This is a genomic window from Pseudomonas sp. LBUM1651, assembly GCF_059716135.1.
In genome coordinates this window covers 2228323-2248457 of sequence record NZ_CP166805.1, presented here as the reverse complement: position 1 = coordinate 2248457, position 20135 = coordinate 2228323, and the positions used below count along the sequence as shown (strand labels likewise).

Sequence of the window (20135 nt, the reverse complement as noted above, 5' to 3'; positions counted from 1 at the left end):
CCAGAGCGCTCGCGCCCAAGAATGACGCTCACCGACACGGACATTTGTCATGGCTCATTCTCAGCAAAACGTCGCCTGCGCGACCGCCACTGAAACGCCAAAGAAAAACACGGGTGGCCTGACCCCGTGGCGCGAAAACCTGGCCAAGCAACTGATCCTCGAACGTCTGGGTGAAACCCTGGAAGTGACCGAACTGGCCCGCGCCTGCGCGCTCTCGCGCAGCCATTTCTCCCGCGCGTTCAAGTGCAGCACCGGCCTCTCGCCCCAGGACTGGATTCGCCACCAGCGCATCGCCCGCGCCAAGCAACTGATACAGAGCACCGACCTGAGCCTGACCCAAATCAGCCTCGAATGCGGCTTTTGCGATCAGGCGCATTTCTGCCACATCTTCACCCGCAGCGAAGGCATCAATCCGTTTGCATGGCGTTGCCGGGCCGTGCGTTCCCTCCCCCGCATAAACCTGTAGGTGCCCAGCTTGCGGACGATGGCGCCCGTGAAACGGCCATCGCGAGCAAGCCAGGATCGTTTAAACCAACGGCACCAACCGTTCCAACGCCTCGGCCACGCCAAACCCGTACGCCGGATCAGCCTTGGTGCAATTGTCGATATGGCGCTGACGAATCGCCCGCGGCACGCCATTCATGGCTCGCGCGGTGTTATCGAACAGCAACTGTTTACGCACCGGGTCCAGCAAGCGAAACAGATTGCCCGGCTGCTCGTAATGATCCTCTTCCAGCCGATGATCATAGTGTTGTGCAAAACCTTCCAGCGGCAGCGGCGGCTCGGCCAGTTCCGGCGAATCCTGCCACTCGCCGACGCTGTTCGGGAAATAACTGGCGGTGCCACCCAGGTTGCCGTCGGTGCGCATGGCTCCGTCGCGATGGTAACTGTGGGCCGGGCAACGCGGTGCGTTGACCGGAATGTGATTGAAGTTCACCCCCAAACGATAACGCTGGGCATCGCCGTAGGAAAACAGACGCGCCTGGAGCATGCGGTCCGGCGAGAAGCTCACGCCCGGCACCACGTTGGCGGGCGAGAACGCCGCTTGCTCGATCTCGGCGAAGTGGTTCCCGGCGTTGCGATTGAGCTCCATGACGCCCACTTCAATCAGTGGAAACTCGCCGTGCGGCCAGACCTTGGTCAGGTCGAAGGGGTTGTGCCGGTAGTTGATCGCCTGCTGTTCTTCCATCACCTGAATGCACAGTTTCCAGCGCGGAAAGTTGCCCTGCTCGATGACTTCGTACAAGTCCCGCAGATTGCTTTCGCGATCCTTGCCGACCACTGCTTCTGCCTCGGCGTCCGAGAGGTTTTCGATGCCCTGCTGGCAGACAAAATGAAACTTCACCCAAACGCGTTTGTTGTCGCGGTCGATCAGGCTGAAGGTGTGACTGCCGAAGCCGTGCATGTGGCGGAAACTGGTGGGAATCCCCCGGTCGCTCATCACGATGGTCACCTGGTGCAGCGCCTCGGGCAGCAGGGTCCAGAAATCCCAGTTGCTGGTGGCGTTGCGAAGGCCGGTGCGCGGGTCGCGTTTGACCACGTGGTTGAGGTCGGAAAAACGCAGCGGGTCGCGGAAGAAGAACACTGGCGTGTTGTTGCCGACAATGTCCCAGTTGCCTTCGTCGGTATAGAACTTCACCGCAAAGCCACGGATGTCGCGCTCGGCATCCGCCGCGCCACGCTCGCCGGCTACCGAGGAAAAGCGCACGAACAGCGGCGTTTCCTTGCCCACGGCGCTGAAAATACTGGCCTTGGTGTAGCGGCTGATGTCATGGGTGACGGTGAACGTGCCATAGGCGCCCGCACCCTTGGCGTGCATGCGTCGCTCCGGGATCAGTTCGCGGTCGAAGTGGGCGAGTTTTTCCAGCAACCAGATGTCTTGCAAGAGCGCCGGTCCACGAGGGCCGGCGGTCTGGATATTGAGGTTGTCGACCACCGGCGCGCCGGTGGCGTTGGTCAGCTTTTTCATGGTCATGTACTCGAAGAAATCGGCTCATCAGGAGCAAAAGCGGCGCGGATCTACGCCCGCGCCGGTGTGCATCAACCCTTGAGGAACGCCAGCAGATCGGCGTTGAGCTGATCCTTGTGGGTGTCAGTCAAGCCATGGGGGGCGCCGGGGTAGACCTTCAGGGTAGAACCTTTCACCAGTTTTGCTGAGGCTATGCCGGCGGCTTCAATTGGCACTACCTGGTCCGCATCGCCATGCACCACCAGGGTCGGCACGTCGAACTTCTTCAGGTCTTCGGTGAAGTCGGTTTCGGAGAACGCCTTGATGCAGTCATAAGCGTTCTTGTGGCCGGAGGTCATGCCTTGCATCCAGAACCAGTCGATCATGCCTTGTGACGGTTTGGCGTCCGGCTTGTTGAAGCCGAAGAACGGACCGCTGGCGAGGTCTATGTAGAGTTGCGAACGATCGACAAGGGAGGCCTGACGAATGCCGTCAAACACTTCAATCGGCAAGCCGCCAGGGTTGGCTTCGGTCTTGAGCATCAGCGGCGGCACCGAGGAAATCAGCCCGGCCTTGGCCACCCGGCCAGTACCGTGGCGGCCAATGTAACGCGCCACTTCGCCGCCGCCGGTGGAGAAGCCGAACAGCACGGCGTCTTTCAGGTCCAGCAACTCGATCAGTTGCGCCAGGTCATCGGCGTAGGTGTCCATGTCGTTACCGGTCCAAGGCTGACTGGAACGACCGTGACCACGGCGGTCGTGAGCGATGACCCGATAGCCTTTGGAGGCGAGGAAGATCATCTGCGATTCCCAGCTGTCGGCGTTCAGCGGCCAGCCGTGGCTGAAGACGATGGGTTGACCGGTGCCCCAGTCCTTGTAGTAAATCTCGGTACCGTCTCGGGTCGTGAACGTACTCATGCGATGTCTCCTTAGTGAGTGTTGGGGTGAATCAAACCGGTGGGTGGTTCATGCGATCAGCCAGCCGCGCCACGCGCTCGCCCAGGTGCGCGGCGGTGCAACGGTCTTCGGCGGGCGGTGCGAATTCGGGGGACTGTTCGACATTCGATTGCGCCATGGCGCCCAGCGAGCTACCGAGGCGGTTGAGTTGCCCATCGAACACGCCTATGCCGGAGCGCGCGGGCAGCAGGTCGAGACCGACCCAGATCATTGAATGCTGGGCGGCGAAAACCGCCATCTGCAGCAAGGTATTGAGTTTGTCGCCGCACAGGCAGCCGGAATTGGTGAAACCGGCAGCCAGTTTGTCGCGCCAGGGTTGAGCCAGGTAGAACGCCGCCGTGGCGTCCATGAACCCCTTGAATCGTGCGGAGGCGCTGCCCATGTAGGTCGGCGCGCCAAAGATGATCGCGTCGGCGTTGTGCAAACGATCCCAGTGCTGGTGCACGTCCTCGACCGGAATCAGCTGGCAGGTGCTGCCCAGGTGCTGTTCCACACCTTGGGCCACGGCTTCGGCCATGACCCGGGTGTGCCCGTAGCCACTGTGATAGACCACCACCACGTTGCTCATTCCGGCGCCGCTCCCTATGTATCAAATCCCTTTGCATCAATCCCACAGTGCCAGCCAGTCAAGCACAAATCCTGTGGGAGCGAGCCTGCTCGCACCCACAGGTTGCACACTACGGCTGACCGGTGGGAGTTGAAGACCCAGAGTTTTGGGCGTAGACCAGACGCAGCACGAGTTAAACGTTGTTAATTTTCCCTGGCGCGCCAAAAGCCCCGGCGACACCTTTTCGAGTGCCGCGACCAATAAATACGGAACCCACGAACAGAGACGGGAAACTGCCAGGCCAGACGAACACACGGAAGTCGCTGCACAGCGCATTGCACTGATCAACAAACCTGACGACTATGCTCGAAAACCGCATACCAGACGGTTGCAAACAGGAGTGACCCGTTGACCCTTTCCCCCGCACAGGCCATCCATTTCGGCCCCTACCGGATCTATCCCGGCCAACGCCTGGTGATGGAGGCCGGTCATCCCCTGCGTCTGGGCCGGCGTGCCATGGACATTCTGTTGATCCTTCTGGAGCACGCCGGGAATGTGGTCAGCAAACAGGAACTGATCGCCAGGGTCTGGCCCAAAAGCGTCGTCGAAGACATCAACCTGCGGGTGCACATGGCGGCATTACGCAAGGCTCTGGGCGATGGTCAGGCCGGCCAGCGTTACATTGTCACCGTGGCCCAGCGCGGCTACAGCTTTGTCGCACCGTATTCGCTGGAGTACATCGAGCAACCCGCGGCGAGTCAGACACCGACGCCGAGCGGCCACAACCTGCCGGTGCGTCGAACCCGCATGATCGGGCGTCAGACCCTCGTCGACAGCCTGGTGGGCCAGCTGTCACGCCAGCGATTCATCACCCTGGTCGGTCCCGGCGGGATCGGCAAGACCACCGTGGCCCTGCGCGTCGCCGAGCAACTGATCGGGCGTTACCGGGACGGCATTCGCCTGCTGGATCTGGCACCGATCAACGACCCGGCGATGATCACCGCGCATCTGGCGACCTTGCTCGAATTGTCCTTGCACGGCGCCGAACCCATGAGCGGTCTCGCGACGTTTTTGCGCGATCGGCAAATGTTGTTGGTGATCGATAACTGCGAACACCTGATCGACGCCATCGCCTTGCTGAGTGAAAGCCTCCTGCGCGCCGCGCCCGAGGTGCACATTCTGGCCACGAGCCGCGAGTGCCTGCGGGCCGAAGGGGAATTCGTCCAGCGCCTTGAGTCACTGGACTGCCCCCCGCCCATCGCCGTGCTCGACCGCGCTCAGGCCCTGACGTTTTCGGCCCTGCAGCTGTTTGTCGAGCGGGCGATGGCCAGCCACGACAGTTTCGAACTGACCGATGACGAACTGCCGCTGGCGATTGAAATCTGCCGGCGCCTGGACGGCATTCCACTGGCGATCGAACTGGCGGCCGCGCAAGTCAACAGCCTCGGATTGAGCGGATTGCTGACGCAACTGCAGGGCAGTTTTCGCCTGCTCACTCAAGGCTGTCAGACCACCTTGGGCCGGCATCAAACCCTGCGCGCCACGCTGGACTGGAGCTTCGAACTGCTCAGCCCCTGTGAGCAAATCTGCCTGCGCCGACTGGGTGTGTTCAGGGGCGGTTTCACACTGGAGTCCGCAGCGGCGGTGATCGTCGGCGAACACATCGAACCCCGTGAGGTGTTTGGATCGATCACACAACTGGTGGCCAAATCGCTGTTGAACGTTGAGGTCGGTGATGAAGAGGTGTTTTACCGTCTGCTCGACACGACCCGTAGTTATGCGCTGGAAAAACTCGACCAGGATGACGACCTGCCCGACACCCGCAAACGTCACGTCGAACGCTGCCTGGCCTTGATGCATCAGGCCCAGCACGAATGGGAGGCGGTCCAGACGTGCACGTGGATCGAGCGATATGCCCGCAGTCTGGAAGACATTCGTTCTGCACTCGACTGGGGATTGAACGCGCAAGGGCCGCAAACATTGGCGATCCGCCTCGCTGCGGCGTCTGCTCCGCTGTGGCAGGAATTGTCGCTGCTCAGGGAGCACGGCGTGTACGTGCGCAAGGCGCTGGTCCTGCTGGACGCCGCGCCCGAGCCTTGCCCTCGGCTGAAAATGGCCCTCAAGCTGGCCCTCGGCAGCTCGTGCTATCACACCCAGGGTGGCACGGCGGAGACCGTTGAAGCCTTTGTCAGTGCCAGAACCCTGGCCAGACAGTGCAACGACCTGGCCGGTCAACTGCGAGCCGTGTCCGGGCACATGGCGGTCAACCTCTGTTGCGCCCACTATCAAACGGCCCTCGAGCAGAGCCAGCAGTTCGATCGGTTGGGCCTGCACGGCGATCCGGTGTTGTCCCTCAGCACCCACCGTTTGCGGGTGCTGGCGCTGCACTTTGCCGGGGACCAGCCACAGGCGCGGTTGAATGCCGAACAGGTTCTTCAGCGCATGGCCCAGAGCGGACATCTCAACCGCTTCACCCACGGTTTTGGCGTGCAATACGACCAGAGCGTCGCTGCCCTGACCATTCTGGCGCGCATCCTTTGGTTGCAGGGTCAACCGGAACAAGCCTGGCGCACTGCCCGACAGGCACTGGACATTGCGCTGCAGATCAACCACGGCACCTCCATCTGCTACACCCTGGCGCTGGCCAGTTGCCTGATCGCTCACTACAACGGCGACACCCGCACCGCTCGCGAACTCTTGCGCTTGCTGCTGGAACAAGCGCAAAAACACTCGGTACTGCTGTTCTACACCTGGGCCCTGCACTACGCCCAGGTGATCGACCACGCCGAGGTTCGCTCGTCCCTTCTGCCGGGCGTGGGGCTGATCAAGGACATCATGGTCACGCTGGACACCGGCTTCGTCGATGACACCTTATTGCAACGGGCAGACACCGGCACGGCCGGCTGGAGCACGGCGGAAATCCTCCGAGCCAGGGCTGATGCACTGTTGGCGCAAGGTTGCCCGTTGAAAACCGAAGCAGCCGAAGCCGTGCTGATTCGGGCCTTGAACGTGGCAAAACACCAGGGCGCCCTTGCCTGGGAATTGCGTAGCGCCACTTCACTGGCACAGCTTTGGCAGCGACAGGGCCGGCACCGGCAAGCCCATACGCTGCTGGCGCCGATCTACCACCGGTTCACTGAAGGTTTTGCCACACCGGACCTGACCAAGGTGCGCCGGTTACTCGACGAGTTGCAGAGCCACCTGCCCGCTTGATGTCCAGCGCGCCCGGCTGATGTAGCGGACGTAACGCATTTCAAAGGTACGCAGCTCACCGCTGTGTTCAAGTTTTTCGAGGGCGTAGGCGCGCGTGGTGTTGAGGAAGCGGTATCGGTTCAGTCCACCGCCCTTCTCCAGCGACAGCAGCGATTTGAGCGCCAGGCTTTCCACCACCTCAACCACACGGCCGGGCAACAGCGCCGCGCATCCGAGCACGCCGATCGCCGCATCCAGTGTAAAGGCCATTTTGAATACCGCCAGACGCTGCAACACGGTTTGCTCCAGCGGACTCAGGTGCTCATAGCTCCAGTCCAGCGCCGCTTTAAGGGTTTGATGGCGGGGCACGGCGGTGCGCCGGCCGTGGCTCAGAAGCTGAAAACAGTTGTCGAGTTGGGCTTGCACGCCCACCAGCGCCAACGCGTCGATTTGCGCGGCCGCCAGCTCGATGGCCAACGGTATTCCATCGAGGCGGCGACAGATTTCGCCCACAGCCTTGAGGTCCTGTTCGCGCAGGGCAAACCCTTGCTGACGGGCACGGGCGCGACTGACGAACAGTTGCACCGCCGGATAGCCCATGGCCTCGGCCACACTGTGCAATGCCGACGCCGGCGGCACCGCCAGTGGTGGCAAACGCTGGACCGATTCCCCCTGCGCGTTGAGCGGCTCTCGACTGGTAACCAGGATCGACAGTCGCGATGCGGATTTCAGCAGGTCCTCGACCAACGTGCGGCAGCGTTCGTGCAGGTGCTCGCAATTGTCCAGCACCAACAAAGCATGGCGCTGCTTTAACGTATCGAGTGTCGTCCCGACCTCCAGTTCAAGCGCCCGGGTCAGTTGATCGACCACCAGCGCCGGATCATCGATTGCCGCGAGATCGACCAGCCAGACGCCATCCTGATAGTGCTGTAAAAGCAGTTCGGCCACACGCAGCGCCACGGTGGTCTTGCCGATGCCACCGGGACCCACCAGGGTCATGAAGCGTCGAACCGGCAATTGCCGGACCAGGCTGCCGACGATCGAGTCGCGACCGGTGACCGGCGTGAGTCGCACGTGCAGATTGTGTTGAAGTTTTTGAGCGGTCTCGATCGACGCCAGAGAACACGCTGGCACTCGTTGCACCGCCGCGATAAAGCTGTAGCCACGTTGGGGAATGTTGACGATATAGCGCTGCCCGTCCTGTCCGTCGCCCAAGGCGCGACGCAGCGCAGCGATGTGCACGCGCAGGTTGATTTCCTCGACCACCGAAGTCGGCCAGACGAGCGCGATCAGTTCGTCCTTGCTGACGACAGTGCCTGCGCGCTGGACCAGCACCTGCAGGATATCCAGGGCCCGCCCGCCCATGCGCAGCGGCCGGTCACCGTCCAGGATCAACCGTTGCCGCAGGTGGAGTGCGAAGGGGCCGAATTGCAGCACCGCATCGCTGTTCAAATTAGTAATGCTGTTCATGCACGTTCACGTGCGCAAACCCGGGACGGCTCGAAGGACTGCACATCCATCGCGCGCCAGGCTCCCGCACCTCCATTGCAAAGAGTTCAACGGTATCTTGGCAGGCCTCGGTAACGGTACAACTGCGACGATGGGAGCGTCACGGCCATCACGGTGCGCAAGACGGACAAGCAGGCTCTAGCTCGACTGTTCCCGATACAGGGTCGGCGTCAACCCAAGCTTTTCACTGAACAAAAACCGCATGTGCCGCACACTGCCGAAGCCACTTTTGAACGCCACGGTCTTGAGCGGCAAGTCAGTGGTTTCCAGGAGATTCCTGGCGCAGTCGATGCGGGCGCTTTGCAGAAATTCCATCGGGGTCATGTTCACTTCCCGGGCGAACACCCTGGCGAAATGACGTGGACTCATAGTGGCCAAGCCCGCCATACGTTCGATGCTGAACGCCTCATCCAGATGCTCAAGCATATAGTTCTGAACTCGGGTCACAGGCGTTTCATGGGGCGCGACAGCGGCCATCAACGGACTGAATTGCGCCTGACCGCCCTGGCGCTTCATCACCACCAGCAACACCTTGGCCACGTCTTGGGCGACTTTCTTGCCGTGGTCTTCGGCGACGACTGACAACGCGAGGTCGATGCCGGCCGTGACGCCGCCGGAGGTGATGAGGTTGCGGTCCTGCACGTAAATCCGGTCGGTCTCCACCGTCGCCTTCGGGAAGGCCTTGATCAGCCGTTCGGTGTAATGCCAGTGGGTGGTGACGCGATAACCGTCGAGCAGACCGGCGTGCCCGAGCACAAATGCGCCGGTGCAAATCGAGCCATAGCGGCCTGCGCGGCTGACGGCGTTTTGAAGCCAGTCGAGTAACGGCGGGTGCTTTTCGTTGTAGGCACCGGGACCGCCGGGCACCAGCAACAGGTCATACGCTTGATCCGCCTGATCGATGTGCACGTCGGGGTGAACGCTGACGCCGTTGGACGCACGCAATGCCCCGAGTTCGGTGCCGATGGTCGACAACTCATAGCGCTCCGTCGGAGCCAGGTAGCGATTGGCGATGGAAAACACCTCCATTGGCCCGGCCATGTCGAGCAGGAGAAAGTCGGGAAACAGCACCATTGCTACAGTTTTCATGGTTCAAAATCACTGAGATCAAAAAAGGATTACTGGCTAAACACCAAACCCTGTAGGAGCCGAGCTTGCTCGCAATAGCGGTGTATCAGCGCCCACAATATCGGCTGATACACCGCTATCGCGAGCAAGCTCGGCTCCTACAGGGGACGCGCACGGCATCAAGTGGTGCTGTGCATTATCGCCAAGTGTGGCATTAACAGCCGATTTATATTGTCAACCTTACAGAGACAGTATTTCAATTTTCATCTACTTATTGCACCAACCGATAAACATTAACCTTCTCCTCACTCGGACGAATCAACGTCCCAACAGGAGATTTCATCATGCTGACCCTTCGCAAAGCTTCCGATCGCGGCGCGGCCAATCACGGTTGGTTGAAGTCGTTCCATACCTTTTCCTTCGCCAACTACCGCAACCCCAAAGAGCAGGGTTTTTCCGACCTGCTGGTGATCAACGATGACCGCGTCGCCGCCGGCAAAGGCTTTGGCCAGCACCCGCACCGCGACATGGAGATTTTCTCCTATGTGCTCGAAGGTGCCCTGGAACACAAGGACACCCTGGGCACAGGCTCGGTGATCCGCCCCGGTGACGTGCAATTGATGAGCGCCGGCAGCGGCGTGGCGCACAGCGAGTACAACCACTCGGCCACCCGTGGCGTGCACTTCCTGCAAATCTGGATTGTGCCGGACGTCAGCGGCGCCAAACCGCGCTATCAGCAAGAGCACTTCAGCACGCAGAAGAAACGCGGCCGCCTGCAACTGATCATCTCCCCCGAGGGGAAAAACGGCTCACTGAAGGTGCGCCAGGATGCACGGGTGTATGCCGGGCTGATCGACGGCAAGGAGTCCGCCACCCTGGAACTGGCCGCCAATCGGTATGCCTATGTGCATGTGGCTCGCGGCAGTGTGGAACTCAACGGCATGTCATTGCAGGAAGGCGATGGCGTGCGGGTTCGGGATGAACAGCTGCTGAGCTTGAGCAATGGCGTCGATGCCGAAGTGTTGGTGTTTGACCTGCGTCCTCAGGAATTGCCGGAAATGCCATAACGCTGATTGGAAAATCAAAAGATCGCAGCGAGGCTGCGATCTTTTTGCCTTACTCGCCCGTCCCCGAAAACACCGCAACAATCTCATCGATGACCGCACGTACCCTGGCGGTATGCCGCAAGTCCTCGTGGGTCACCAGCCACACGTCATACGGCACCGGTCGCGTGCGCTCCGGCCACAGCCTGACCAGCCCGTCCCTCTCCCCCATGTACACCGGAATTTCCCCCAGTCCGATCCCGGCGGCAATGGCTCGGCGCACCAGCAGGCCGGAACTCAAGCTCGAGACGATGCGCCCGCGCCCCAGCGGTTCCGAGACCAGCGTCATGTCCTTGTGGCCCTGCAAATACGGCTGATACACCACCAGATCATGCCCCTCGAACGCTGAACCCGGCGCCGGCACGCCGTGGGCGTCCACATAGTCTCTGGAAGCAAACAGCCCCACCGGCCAACGCGCAATGCGCCGGGCGATCAGGTCCGGGTTGTCCGGCCGGGTGTTACGCACAGCGATGTCGGCTTCGCGTTTCGACAGGCTGATAATTTGCGTCGAAGCGTCCAGTTGCACCCGCACGTCAGGATGTTGCTCATGCAAGCGGGCAATGGCCGGGATCAGGAAGTCGACGGCCATGGAGTCCGTGGTGCTGACCCGAACGGTGCCCGTAAGTCGATCATCAAGCCCTTGAATCTGTCGTTCCAGTTCCAGCGCCGAATGCTCCATTTTTTCCACGGCCTTCAATGCGGCTTCGCCAACGGCGGTCAGCGCGTACCCCTCGGAGGTGCGCAGAAACAGCGTCGCACTCAAGGACTTTTCCAGCGCCGTGATTCGCCGGCCGACGGTGGCCTGATCGACACCCAGCACCCGCGCTGCGCCGCGTAGCGTCGATTCCCGGCAAACCGCCAGAAATACCCGTGCGTCATCCCAATTCATACGGACCTCCACTGATGCATATATGCATCACGATAGCGCAAACTCGCTGCGTTATTGAATCAACAAATCTGGATAAGCTGGGCACCAGAGATAAACCTACAGGACAGCCCCCATGCTCAGCACATCAACCACCCCGCGCAGCGCGATATGGCTGCCGATATTCGCCGGTCTTTGCGCCAGCCTGGTCAGCATCGGCCTGGCGCGGTTTGCCTACACGCCGTTGATTCCTTCGTTGATCCAGGCGCACTGGTTTTCCGCCAGCGACGTGGTGTACCTCGGTGCCGCCAACCTCGTTGGCTACCTGATCGGCGCACTGATCGGCCATCCACTGGCCCGCCGCACCTCCAACAAAAGCGCGCTGCGCCTGATGATGCTGGCGGTGACGCTGTCGTTTTTCGCCTGCGGCTTTCCGCTGTCGGTGAGCTGGTTCTTCGGCTGGCGCCTGCTGTCGGGCATCGCCGGTGGCGCGATCATGGTGCTGGTCGCCGCGACCGTGCTGCCGCATGTGCCGGTCGCCCGCCGAGGATTGGCCAGCGGTGCGATTTTTCTGGGCATCGGTTTGGGCATTGCCGGATCGGGAACGATTGTTCCGCCGCTGCTGAGCCTGGGTTTGCAGAACACCTGGTTCGGTCTCGGTTTGCTGGCGCTGTTGCTGACCGCCGCAAGCTGGTTCGGTTGGCCGTCAGCTGCACACCCTGCAACTGTCACGCCGTCTGGCGACGAATCCGGTGCGCCGACCGATCCGCGGGTTTATCTGTTGTTTGCCCAGTACGCGTTCATGGCGGCCGGGCTCGTGCCCGCCATGGTGTTTCTGGTGGATTACGTCGCCCGCGGGCTCGGTGCCGGGTCGCATGTTGGTGCGCTGATTTGGGTGATGTACGGTGTCGGCGCGATTATCGGGCCGGTAAGCTACGGCTTTCTGGCCGACAAACTGGGCGCACGGCTGAGCATTCGCCTGGTGCTGGTGGTGCAGGCAATTGCCGTTGGTCTGCTGTCGATTTCCAGCTCATTTACCGCGCTGGCCTCGCTGGCAGTGATCCTTGGCTCGTTCCCGCCGGGCATCGTGCCGCTGGCGCTGGCACGGGTTCACGAACTGATCCCGCAGCATCACCAGCAACAAATCGCCTGGAGTCGCGCCACCGTGTCGTTCGCTACGTTCCAGGCGATTGCCGGGTTTGCCTATTCGGCGTTGTTCAATGCCAGCGGCGGGCATCACGCGTTGTTGTTCATCATCGCGGCGGGAGCCATTGTCGTGGCGCTGCTGCTGGAACCCGGCATGCGCCTGCTGAACCGTCATGATCGGCTGCAACCGGTATTGAACTGAGTCACTGCCACCTTGATGTGGTCCCATTTACTGAACACCTTCCAGACAGGACGCGCCCATGAATCTGCCCCAAACCATGACCCTGATTGAAATCACCGAACCCGGCGGCCCCGAGGTGTTGAAGCCGCGCCAGGAAGCGGCCCCCACCGCCGGTGTGGGCGAGGTGTTGATTCGCGTGCACGCCGCCGGGGTCAATCGCCCCGACGTGATTCAACGGGCCGGCAAGTACCCGATGAAACCCGGCATGAGCCCGATCCCAGGCCTGGAAGTGGCCGGCGAAGTGGTGGCGGTCGGTAAAGACGTCAGCGAATTCATCGTCGGCGACAACGTCTGCGCACTGACCAACGGCGGCGGCTACGCACAATACTGCGTCGCACCGGCCAGCCAGACACTGCCGATTCCTCAAGGCATGGATTGGGTGCAAGCGGCGGCGGTCCCGGAAACGTTCTTCACGGTGTGGGCGAATCTGTTCGACATGGGTGGCGCCAGCAAAGGCCAGCGAGCATTGATTCACGGCGGCACCAGCGGCATCGGCACGACGGCCTTGATGTTGTGTCGCGAGTTCGGCGTCAAGGCATTCGCCACGGCAGGCAGTGAGGAAAAGTGCGCGGCGATCCGCAAGCTGGGCGCGGAGGCGATCAACTACCGCGACCAGGATTTCGTCCAGGTGATTCAGGAAAAAACCGCCGGCAAGGGCGTCAATGTGATCCTCGACATCATGGGCGGCTCGTACCTGAACTCGAACATCTCGGCCCTGGGCATGGAGGGTCGACTGGTGATGCTGGGCTTTCTCGGCGGCGCCCACGCCAAAGACGTCGACCTGATGGCGATCATGAGCAAACGTGCGACGATCACCGGCTCACTGATGCGCTCGCGTACCCGCGAAGAAAAAGCCTCGATCGCCGAGCAACTGCGCGAGTATGTCTGGCCGGTATTGGCTGCCGGGCGTTGCCTGCCGATGATCGACAAGGTCTATCCACTGGCTGATGCGGCACAGGCTCATGCGCGGATGGAGGGTGGCGAACACATTGGCAAGATTGTGTTGCGGGTGGATTAACAACACCAACCCTTTGTAGGAGCAAGCTTGCTCGCGAATGCAGTGTGTCATTCAACATTTCCGTTGCCTGACACTCCGCATTCGCGAGCAAGCTCTGCTCCTACAGGGATGGGTGAACGATTGTCGAAAATGTTCCCGTCGCCGGTGCACTTCTGTTAAAAACCGACTTCAGTTTTATTTTACCGGTAGACCGACTCATGCCTTCCTTCCTGCTCACACGTCTTCGCCGACGCTGGCTGCCCTTGCTGTGCATGGCCGCGCTGATTGTCGGTCTGCCCGTGAGTTGCGGGGTGCTTGAGCACACGGAACGCGAGCTGCTGTTTCGTATCGAGCCGGGCACCGCCGGCTGGTATCGCGGCTTGCCAAAGGACGTTCAGGAATTCGACATCAAGTCCGCAAGCTTCAAAGGCGGACAAAACCTGCATGCCTGGTGGTGGCCCGCCGCGCGTCGGGATGCACCATCGATTCTCTATCTGCATGGGGTGCGCTGGAATCTGACAGGTCAGGCATTTCGCATCGAGCAATTGCGCGCCATGGGCTATTCAGTGCTGGCCATCGACTACCGCGGTTTTGGTCAGAGCAAAGGTGACCTGCCCTCGGAGGCCAGCGTGTATGAAGACGCCCGAGCCGCCTGGGAACGTTTCAAGACGATGCAACCCGACGCCAGCAAGCGCCTGATCTACGGCCATTCCCTCGGCGGCGCCGTGGCCATCGACCTGGCGGCTGACCTGGCCGCACAGGCGAAAAAAGACCACATTGCCGTTCCGGTGCGCGGTCTGGTCATCGAGTCCACCTTCACTTCGCTGGGCGATGCCGTGGCGCAGGTGGCCGAAAGCAACCTGCCGGTGAAATGGCTGCCCGTGCGCTGGTTGCTGTCGCAGAAATTCGATTCCATCGACAAGATCGTCGACATCGATATGCCGCTGCTGGTGGTCCATGGCCTGGCCGACGCGTTCATGCCCTCGCGATTCAGCCAGCAGTTGTTCAATGCCGCCAGCGAACCCAAACGCCTGCTGCTGGTGCCGGGTGGTACGCACAACAACAGCATGAGCCTGGGCGGCACCCAGTATCGCCAGGCACTTGAAGGCTTGATGAAGGCAAAACCGCCGCAGATGGCCGGGCCGGCGCTAAATCGCGGTACTCAGGACTCCTGACGGCTATCGATAACCTTGCGCCTGCAGGTTGAACAACTGCGCGTAACGCCCGCCCGCCGCCACCAGACCGTCGTGGTCGCCGCGCTCAAGGATCGCACCCTGATCCAGCACAATGATGTGGTCGGCATTGCGCACACTGGAAAACCGGTGGGAAATCAGCAGCGTCATGCGACCTTCGGTGTGCTCGCTGAAATGCTCGAACACCGCCGCTTCCGCCGCTGGGTCAAGGGCTGAAGTCGGCTCATCCAGAATCAGTATGTCGGCATCACGGCGCATGTAAGCGCGGGACAAGGCGATCTTCTGCCATTGCCCGCCGGACAGCTCCTGCCCGCCGGCAAACCAGCGGCCCAATTGCGTGGCATAGCCGCGATCCAGACGCTCGATGAAAGGCGCGGCCATGCCCTCGGCGGCGGCCGCCTGCCAACGTTGTTCATCGTTGAACGCCAACGTATCACCGACACCAATGTTCTCACCCACGGAGAACTGGTAACGGATGTAATCCTGAAAAATCACACCAATACGCCGACGCAGTGCGCCTTCTTCCCACGCCTGCAAATCGCTGCCGTCCAATAGAATGCGGCCCTGATCGGGACGGTAGAGACGGGTCAGCAATTTGATGAGCGTGGTCTTGCCTGAACCGTTCTCCCCCACCAGCGCCACACTGTGCCCCGGCACGAGGTGCAGATCGATGCCCTCCAGCGCCGCGCGGCTCGCGCCCGGATAGCGGAACCCAACGTTCTCGAACCGCAAACCATCGCCGGGCAGCGCCCCCTCGATGAGATGCCCGGCATCCGCGACGACGGGTTCAGCCAGGTATTCATAAAGGCTCGACAGGTACAGGCCATCCTCGTAAAGACCACTGATGGCACTCAAGCTGCTGCTCACCGCGGTCTGACCCTGCTTGAACAGCACCAGGTACATGGTCATCTGGCCGAGGCTGATACTGCCGTGAACGGTGTCAACCACCACCCATGCGTAGGCCAGGTAAAACGCCCACGTGCCCAGCAACCCCAGCACAAAACCCCAGCCATCCCGGCGCAAGGTCAACCGGCGGTCCTCGGCGTAGAGTCGCGCGAACGTCTCGCGATACCGCTTCAACAGCAGCGGCGCGAAACCGAACAGCTTGACCTCTTTGATGTAGGCCTCGTGGGAGAGCAGCGTCTCGATGTAGTTCTGCTGCCGACTCTCCGGCGCACGGCGGGTGAACAGCCTGAAAGCGTCACCGGAGAAATGCGCTTCGGCAAAAAATACCGGCAGTGCGCCGACCACCAACAGCACCAGCGCCCATGGCGAAAAATGCACCAGCAACACACCGAAGCTGATCAGCACGATCAGGTTCTGGATCAGCCCCAGCGACTTCATCACCAGCGCCAATGGTCGGGTCGATGCCTCGCGACGCACCCGAACCAGTTTGTCGTAAAACTCCGAATTTTCGAACTGTACCAACGACAACGTCTGGGCCTTCTCCAGAATCATCGTGTTGACCTTCTGTCCCAACTGCACCCGCAACAGCGACTGCTGCACCGACAGCGCCCGCTGAGTCCCGGAAAGCAACGCGAGCACACCCGCCTCGAACAGCACGTAACGCACGACGGGCCATAACGGCGCACTGCCCTGCTGCGCGTGCAACTGCATGGCGAACACCACGGCATCGACGATGCGCTGCCCCAGCCAGGCGGCCAGCGCCGGGAGCATGCCAGCGATCAGGGTTGCCAGCACCAGGCCCAGAAACAACCCGCGAGATGTTCCCCAGACAAGGAGCAAGGCGCGTCTGGCCTGGTCGAGCAATGAGGTGACGCGGGAAAGGCTCGCAGGCATGTTTATCTGTTGCGCTTGCGCGGTCTCTGAAACTCTCTTCTTGAAGGTGGAGGCCCGATTGGAATCACTAGCCCGGGGGGAGGAGGACCACCTTTATCCCATTCCTCCATTAATCGCCTCAACTCAGGCGGCATTTCGGTAGGCATTTTGCATGTCATTTGATCACCCTATTGTTTGTGCGAATTCGACCCACTGCACTTTTGATGCATCAATAACAAGGGCCCTGGCCCTGCCAGGTATCGGATTGCCGTCGTTATCAATCCAGCGAGGGAACTCGAGAACAAACTGTCCGTTTGCAGGCTCCGATGGCCATTCGCTTGGCCAGCCAAACAAGCGTTTTCCTCCAATCAAATGCAGTATTACGAAGCCCTGTCTCGATGAAAAAGCACTGTACCATTCGCAAGGGAAAGATTTTTGAGTGGTAATTTCCAGCTTCCTGAGTAACGCATGAAGCTTGTCGCTGTTCGCGACGTGGCACGAAAGAAATCCCATCACCACGGCAATCACCGCTGACCATAAAGCCTCCGATTTTTTGTCCCAGGCGCCAATTGAAAAAAGGTGCTCCCCCGTTAAAAGCAGCAACGCTCCCAAACCGACAACCAGCGACTGGATCACAAAGGTAAAAATCAGCGCCTGGACTATCTGCCCAAATGTGTCCGGCCGTTTGAATGCCGTAAGTGAGTAAAAAATCCAGGCAGCCAAAAACCCCGGGAGCAAATACTGAAGTAACGGAATCACTTCCTTGACCAAGCCATCCATGCCGTTTCCAATCCATTGAAAAGTTCGAGCTGGAGCAAATAAATACAGCACCTCAACGGCCTGTGTCATCCATTGGAGAAGGACGGTCGTCACAAGAGATTTCAGGACTACAAGCGGTACTACAAGCGGAAAATCCTCCTACATATAACAAAGAAAAACTGGACAAAAACTCAATCCAGATCCGACGTCATGTGTTCCTGAAACCGCGCCCGATACCGCCCCGGACTCTCCCCCGTCCACTTCTTGAACGCCCGATGAAACGCACTCGGTTCCTGAAAACCCAGCTGCTCGGCAATGTCACCAATGCTGGCCTTGCTTTGACGCAACTGTTCAAACGCCACGCCGCGTCGCACTTCGTCCTTGATCTCCTGATACGAACACCCCTCCCGCTCCAGCTTGCGGCGAAAGGTGCTGGGACTGAGGTGTTGCTCCAGGGCAAATGCCTGCAAGGTCGGCCACTGGCTGTAATGACTGTTGCGCAAACGCTGATGGACCTGCGACGCCAGGCCATGCTGGTTGCGGAAGCGGATCACCAGCCATTGCGGCGCGGTGCGCAGAAACACTTTCAGCGAAGCGAGGTCCTGAACCACCGGCAAGCGCAGGTAGTGGCTGGCGAATTCGATTTCGGTGCGCTCGGCGCCGAAGGTCAGGTTGGGACCCCAGAGTAAACGGTCATCGCTGAGGGCCACGCGCTCATGACGAAAATCCGCGCGATCGATGGGGATTCTCCGACCGCCCAGCCAGCACAGCAGGCTGATCATCAGCACCAGAAACGTCTCTTCGCCCAAACGCGCAACTTCATCGTTCTGCGCGCAGGTATCCAGGCTGATGACCGCACGTTTGCCGCGTACCGTCAGCGTGCCGCGAAAGTCGCGAAGGAACAGCGAAAAGTTGCTCAGGCACTGGCGCAGGGCTTTGTGCAGATCGGGCTCCTGAATCAAGGCGCGGCAAATCAGGGCGAAGCTGCCCGGCGGCATGCCGTGGGAATCGAGCCGGAAGAACTCGTCGTCGAGCTCGCGGATCTGGATCAACCAAAGTGCGGCAAATGCACTGGCCGGCACCCGCGCCACGGGCTGTTCGATCAACGCCGGATCGATACCTGCCTGTTCCAGCGCAGCCCGCTGTCGCTGCGGATTGTCCCCCAGCCCATGGATCATCGCCTGCACGAAGTAGGCGGCTACCGAGTCCTTTTCCCGCATCTGAACGCTTTGCTCCCCAATCACCCGAATGGCAAAAAACACCAGCACCGTTGAACAGTTTCGGCATAGGACAACCGTCCCGCCGGTTCTAGACTCGCGGCCAATGGTACGCCTTCGGCCGTTGCCTCGGCCAAGGTATCGAAGGGTTTGATCGGAAGGACTTGTTACATGAATCTGCAAAACATTGGCGTAATCGGCGCTGGCACCATGGGCAATGGCATCGCGCAAGTCTGTGCCCTGGCTGGCTTCAATGTGACCTTGATCGACATCTCCGAGAGCGCTTTGCAAAAGGCACTCGCGACCGTCGGTAAAAACCTCGACAGACAGGTCAGCAAGGACACGCTGACCCAGGAGCAAAAGCTCGCCGCCCTCGACAAGATCCGCACCAGCACCGATTACAGCAGCCTGCAGAACGCGCAACTGGTCATCGAAGCCGCCACCGAAAACCTCGACCTGAAACTGCGCGTGCTGCAACAGATCGCCGCGCAGGTCAGCACCGAGTGTGTGATCGCCTCCAACACGTCGTCGCTGTCCATCACCCAGCTTGCCGCCAGCGTCAGCGAGCCTGAGCGTTTCATCGGCCTGCACTTCTTCAACCCGGTGCCGGTGATGGGCCTGATCGAAGTGATTCGCGGCCTGCAAACCAGCGACGCAACCCACGCGCTGGCGCTGGACATGGCCACTACCCTGGGCAAAACCGCGATCACCGCCGGCAACCGTCCGGGTTTTGTGGTCAACCGGATTCTGGTGCCGATGATCAACGAAGCGATTCTGGTGTTTCAGGAAGGCCTGGCCAGTGCCGATGACATCGATGCCGGCATGCGCCTGGGTTGCAACCAGCCGATCGGCCCGCTGGCGCTGGCGGACCTGATCGGCCTGGACACCGTACTGGCGATTCTCGAAGCCTTCTACGACGGTTTCAACGACAGCAAATATCGCCCCGCGCCACTGCTCAAGGAAATGGTTGCCGCCGGCTACCTGGGACGCAAAACGGGGCGCGGCTTCCATGCCTATGCCTGAGCGTTGTTCACGTTTCGCCGAGTACCGGGACAAGGTGCTGGAGCTGTTTGCCAGCAAGGGTTTCGGTCAAGTCGGCATGCGAGAGCTCGCGACGTGCCTGGGGCTCGCCCCGGGCTCGTTGTATCACCATTACCCCAGCAAGCAGCACTTGCTGCTCGACCTGATCGAGGAGTTCTATGAAGAATTGCTGTCGACGCTTGGGCGTATCGATCAAAAAACTTCAGCGAAACGCGACAAACTGCAAAACCTGATCCGCGCACACCTGAATCTGCATCAGGAAATGCCCTGGCATTTCCGTCTGGCGGAACGCGACAGCGGTTGCCTGAATGATGAGCAGCAGGCACGCGTTCGGCAGTTACGCGAACAGTACGAACGCAAATTGCTGCTGATGCTCGGTACCAAGCCTCGCTTCAGCGAGCAGGCGCAACGTGCCGCCGCACATGCTATCGCCAATCTGCTCAACAGCGCGCCGAGCTGGCTGGCGCATCAGGCGCTGGAGGAACATGAGCGGGTTGAGATGCTGGAAAATCTTGTGGGTGGGGCTATCGAACGTTTGCTGCGTCCCTTGGCACCTCGTGCAGCGGCCTGAAAG

General features: G+C 60.6%; 17 protein-coding genes. 8 read left to right on the top strand and 9 right to left on the bottom strand.

Annotated features, from left to right (window positions below; translation table 11 throughout):
• Positions 1-49 precede the first annotated feature (49 nt).
• On the top strand, positions 50-466 hold the full coding sequence (locus ACA066_RS10410) for a helix-turn-helix domain-containing protein (RefSeq protein ID WP_497699116.1): 417 nt from the start codon (positions 50-52) through the stop codon (positions 464-466).
• Positions 467-526: 60 nt separating this feature from the next.
• Here the strand turns inward: ACA066_RS10410 and ACA066_RS10405 are convergent, their stop codons facing one another.
• The 3 genes from ACA066_RS10405 to ACA066_RS10395 all read right to left on the bottom strand — a co-directional run bounded on the left by ACA066_RS10405 (position 527) and on the right by ACA066_RS10395 (position 3472).
• Entirely contained in the window at positions 527-1969 is a 1443-nt protein-coding gene (locus ACA066_RS10405) for a catalase (RefSeq protein WP_497699115.1), read from the bottom strand.
• 71 nt (positions 1970-2040) lie between these two features.
• On the bottom strand, positions 2041-2865 hold the full coding sequence (locus ACA066_RS10400; RefSeq protein WP_084323781.1) for an alpha/beta fold hydrolase: 825 nt from the start codon (positions 2863-2865) through the stop codon (positions 2041-2043).
• Between the two features lie 31 nt (positions 2866-2896).
• Positions 2897-3472, bottom strand: a complete 576-nt coding sequence (locus tag ACA066_RS10395) for a flavodoxin family protein (RefSeq protein ID WP_497699114.1) — start codon at positions 3470-3472, stop codon at positions 2897-2899.
• Positions 3473-3859: 387 nt separating this feature from the next.
• Between ACA066_RS10395 and ACA066_RS10390 the strand changes: the two genes are divergently transcribed.
• Positions 3860-6664, top strand: coding sequence for an ATP-binding protein (locus tag ACA066_RS10390; protein ID WP_497699113.1), 2805 nt, complete (start codon positions 3860-3862; stop codon positions 6662-6664).
• Here ACA066_RS10390 and ACA066_RS10385 read toward each other — a convergent pair.
• Positions 6629-8113 carry an ATP-binding protein gene (locus tag ACA066_RS10385; RefSeq protein ID WP_497699112.1) on the bottom strand — a complete coding sequence of 495 codons (1485 nt, stop codon included), beginning with the start codon at positions 8111-8113 and terminating at the stop codon, positions 6629-6631. The two genes, ACA066_RS10390 and ACA066_RS10385, sit on opposite strands and share 36 nt — an antisense overlap.
• 177 nt (positions 8114-8290) lie before the next feature.
• Entirely contained in the window at positions 8291-9241 is a 951-nt protein-coding gene (locus ACA066_RS10380; RefSeq protein WP_497699111.1) for a GlxA family transcriptional regulator, read from the bottom strand.
• 323 nt (positions 9242-9564) lie between these two features.
• Here ACA066_RS10380 and ACA066_RS10375 point away from each other — a divergent pair, with 323 nt between their 5' ends.
• Entirely contained in the window at positions 9565-10287 is a 723-nt protein-coding gene (locus tag ACA066_RS10375; RefSeq protein WP_497699110.1) for a pirin family protein, read from the top strand.
• 49 nt (positions 10288-10336) lie between these two features.
• Here ACA066_RS10375 and ACA066_RS10370 read toward each other — a convergent pair whose 3' ends face one another.
• Complete coding sequence (locus ACA066_RS10370) at positions 10337-11212, bottom strand: LysR family transcriptional regulator (protein ID WP_497699109.1); 876 nt, start codon at positions 11210-11212, stop codon at positions 10337-10339.
• 112 nt (positions 11213-11324) lie between these two features.
• Between ACA066_RS10370 and ACA066_RS10365 the strand changes: the two genes are divergently transcribed.
• The 3 genes from ACA066_RS10365 to ACA066_RS10355 all read left to right on the top strand — a co-directional run bounded on the left by ACA066_RS10365 (position 11325) and on the right by ACA066_RS10355 (position 14747).
• Positions 11325-12536 (top strand): YbfB/YjiJ family MFS transporter, encoded by a 1212-nt coding sequence (locus ACA066_RS10365; RefSeq protein WP_497699108.1) that lies wholly within the window; start codon positions 11325-11327, stop codon positions 12534-12536.
• A 58-nt stretch (positions 12537-12594) separates the two neighbouring features.
• Complete coding sequence (locus ACA066_RS10360) at positions 12595-13593, top strand: NAD(P)H-quinone oxidoreductase (RefSeq protein WP_497699107.1); 999 nt, start codon at positions 12595-12597, stop codon at positions 13591-13593.
• A 197-nt stretch (positions 13594-13790) separates the two neighbouring features.
• Positions 13791-14747: an alpha/beta hydrolase gene (locus ACA066_RS10355; protein ID WP_497699106.1), complete on the top strand. Its 957-nt coding sequence runs from the start codon at positions 13791-13793 to the stop codon at positions 14745-14747.
• 3 nt (positions 14748-14750) lie between these two features.
• Here ACA066_RS10355 and ACA066_RS10350 read toward each other — a convergent pair whose 3' ends face one another.
• The 3 genes from ACA066_RS10350 to ACA066_RS10340 all read right to left on the bottom strand — a co-directional run bounded on the left by ACA066_RS10350 (position 14751) and on the right by ACA066_RS10340 (position 18523).
• A complete protein-coding gene (locus ACA066_RS10350; protein WP_497699105.1) occupies positions 14751-16565 on the bottom strand; it encodes an ABC transporter ATP-binding protein in 1815 nt (604 codons plus the stop codon).
• Between the two features lie 162 nt (positions 16566-16727).
• Positions 16728-17324, bottom strand: a complete 597-nt coding sequence (locus ACA066_RS10345) for a DUF6338 family protein (RefSeq protein WP_497699845.1) — start codon at positions 17322-17324, stop codon at positions 16728-16730.
• A 170-nt stretch (positions 17325-17494) separates the two neighbouring features.
• A complete protein-coding gene (locus ACA066_RS10340; protein ID WP_497699104.1) occupies positions 17495-18523 on the bottom strand; it encodes an AraC family transcriptional regulator in 1029 nt (342 codons plus the stop codon).
• A gap of 168 nt (positions 18524-18691) precedes the next feature.
• Between ACA066_RS10340 and ACA066_RS10335 the strand changes: the two genes are divergently transcribed.
• On the top strand, positions 18692-19543 hold the full coding sequence (locus tag ACA066_RS10335) for a 3-hydroxybutyryl-CoA dehydrogenase (RefSeq protein ID WP_497699103.1): 852 nt from the start codon (positions 18692-18694) through the stop codon (positions 19541-19543).
• A complete protein-coding gene (locus ACA066_RS10330) occupies positions 19530-20132 on the top strand; it encodes a TetR/AcrR family transcriptional regulator (RefSeq protein ID WP_497699102.1) in 603 nt (200 codons plus the stop codon). The genes ACA066_RS10335 and ACA066_RS10330 overlap by 14 nt, the downstream gene beginning before the upstream one ends.
• Positions 20133-20135: the final 3 nt, after the last annotated feature.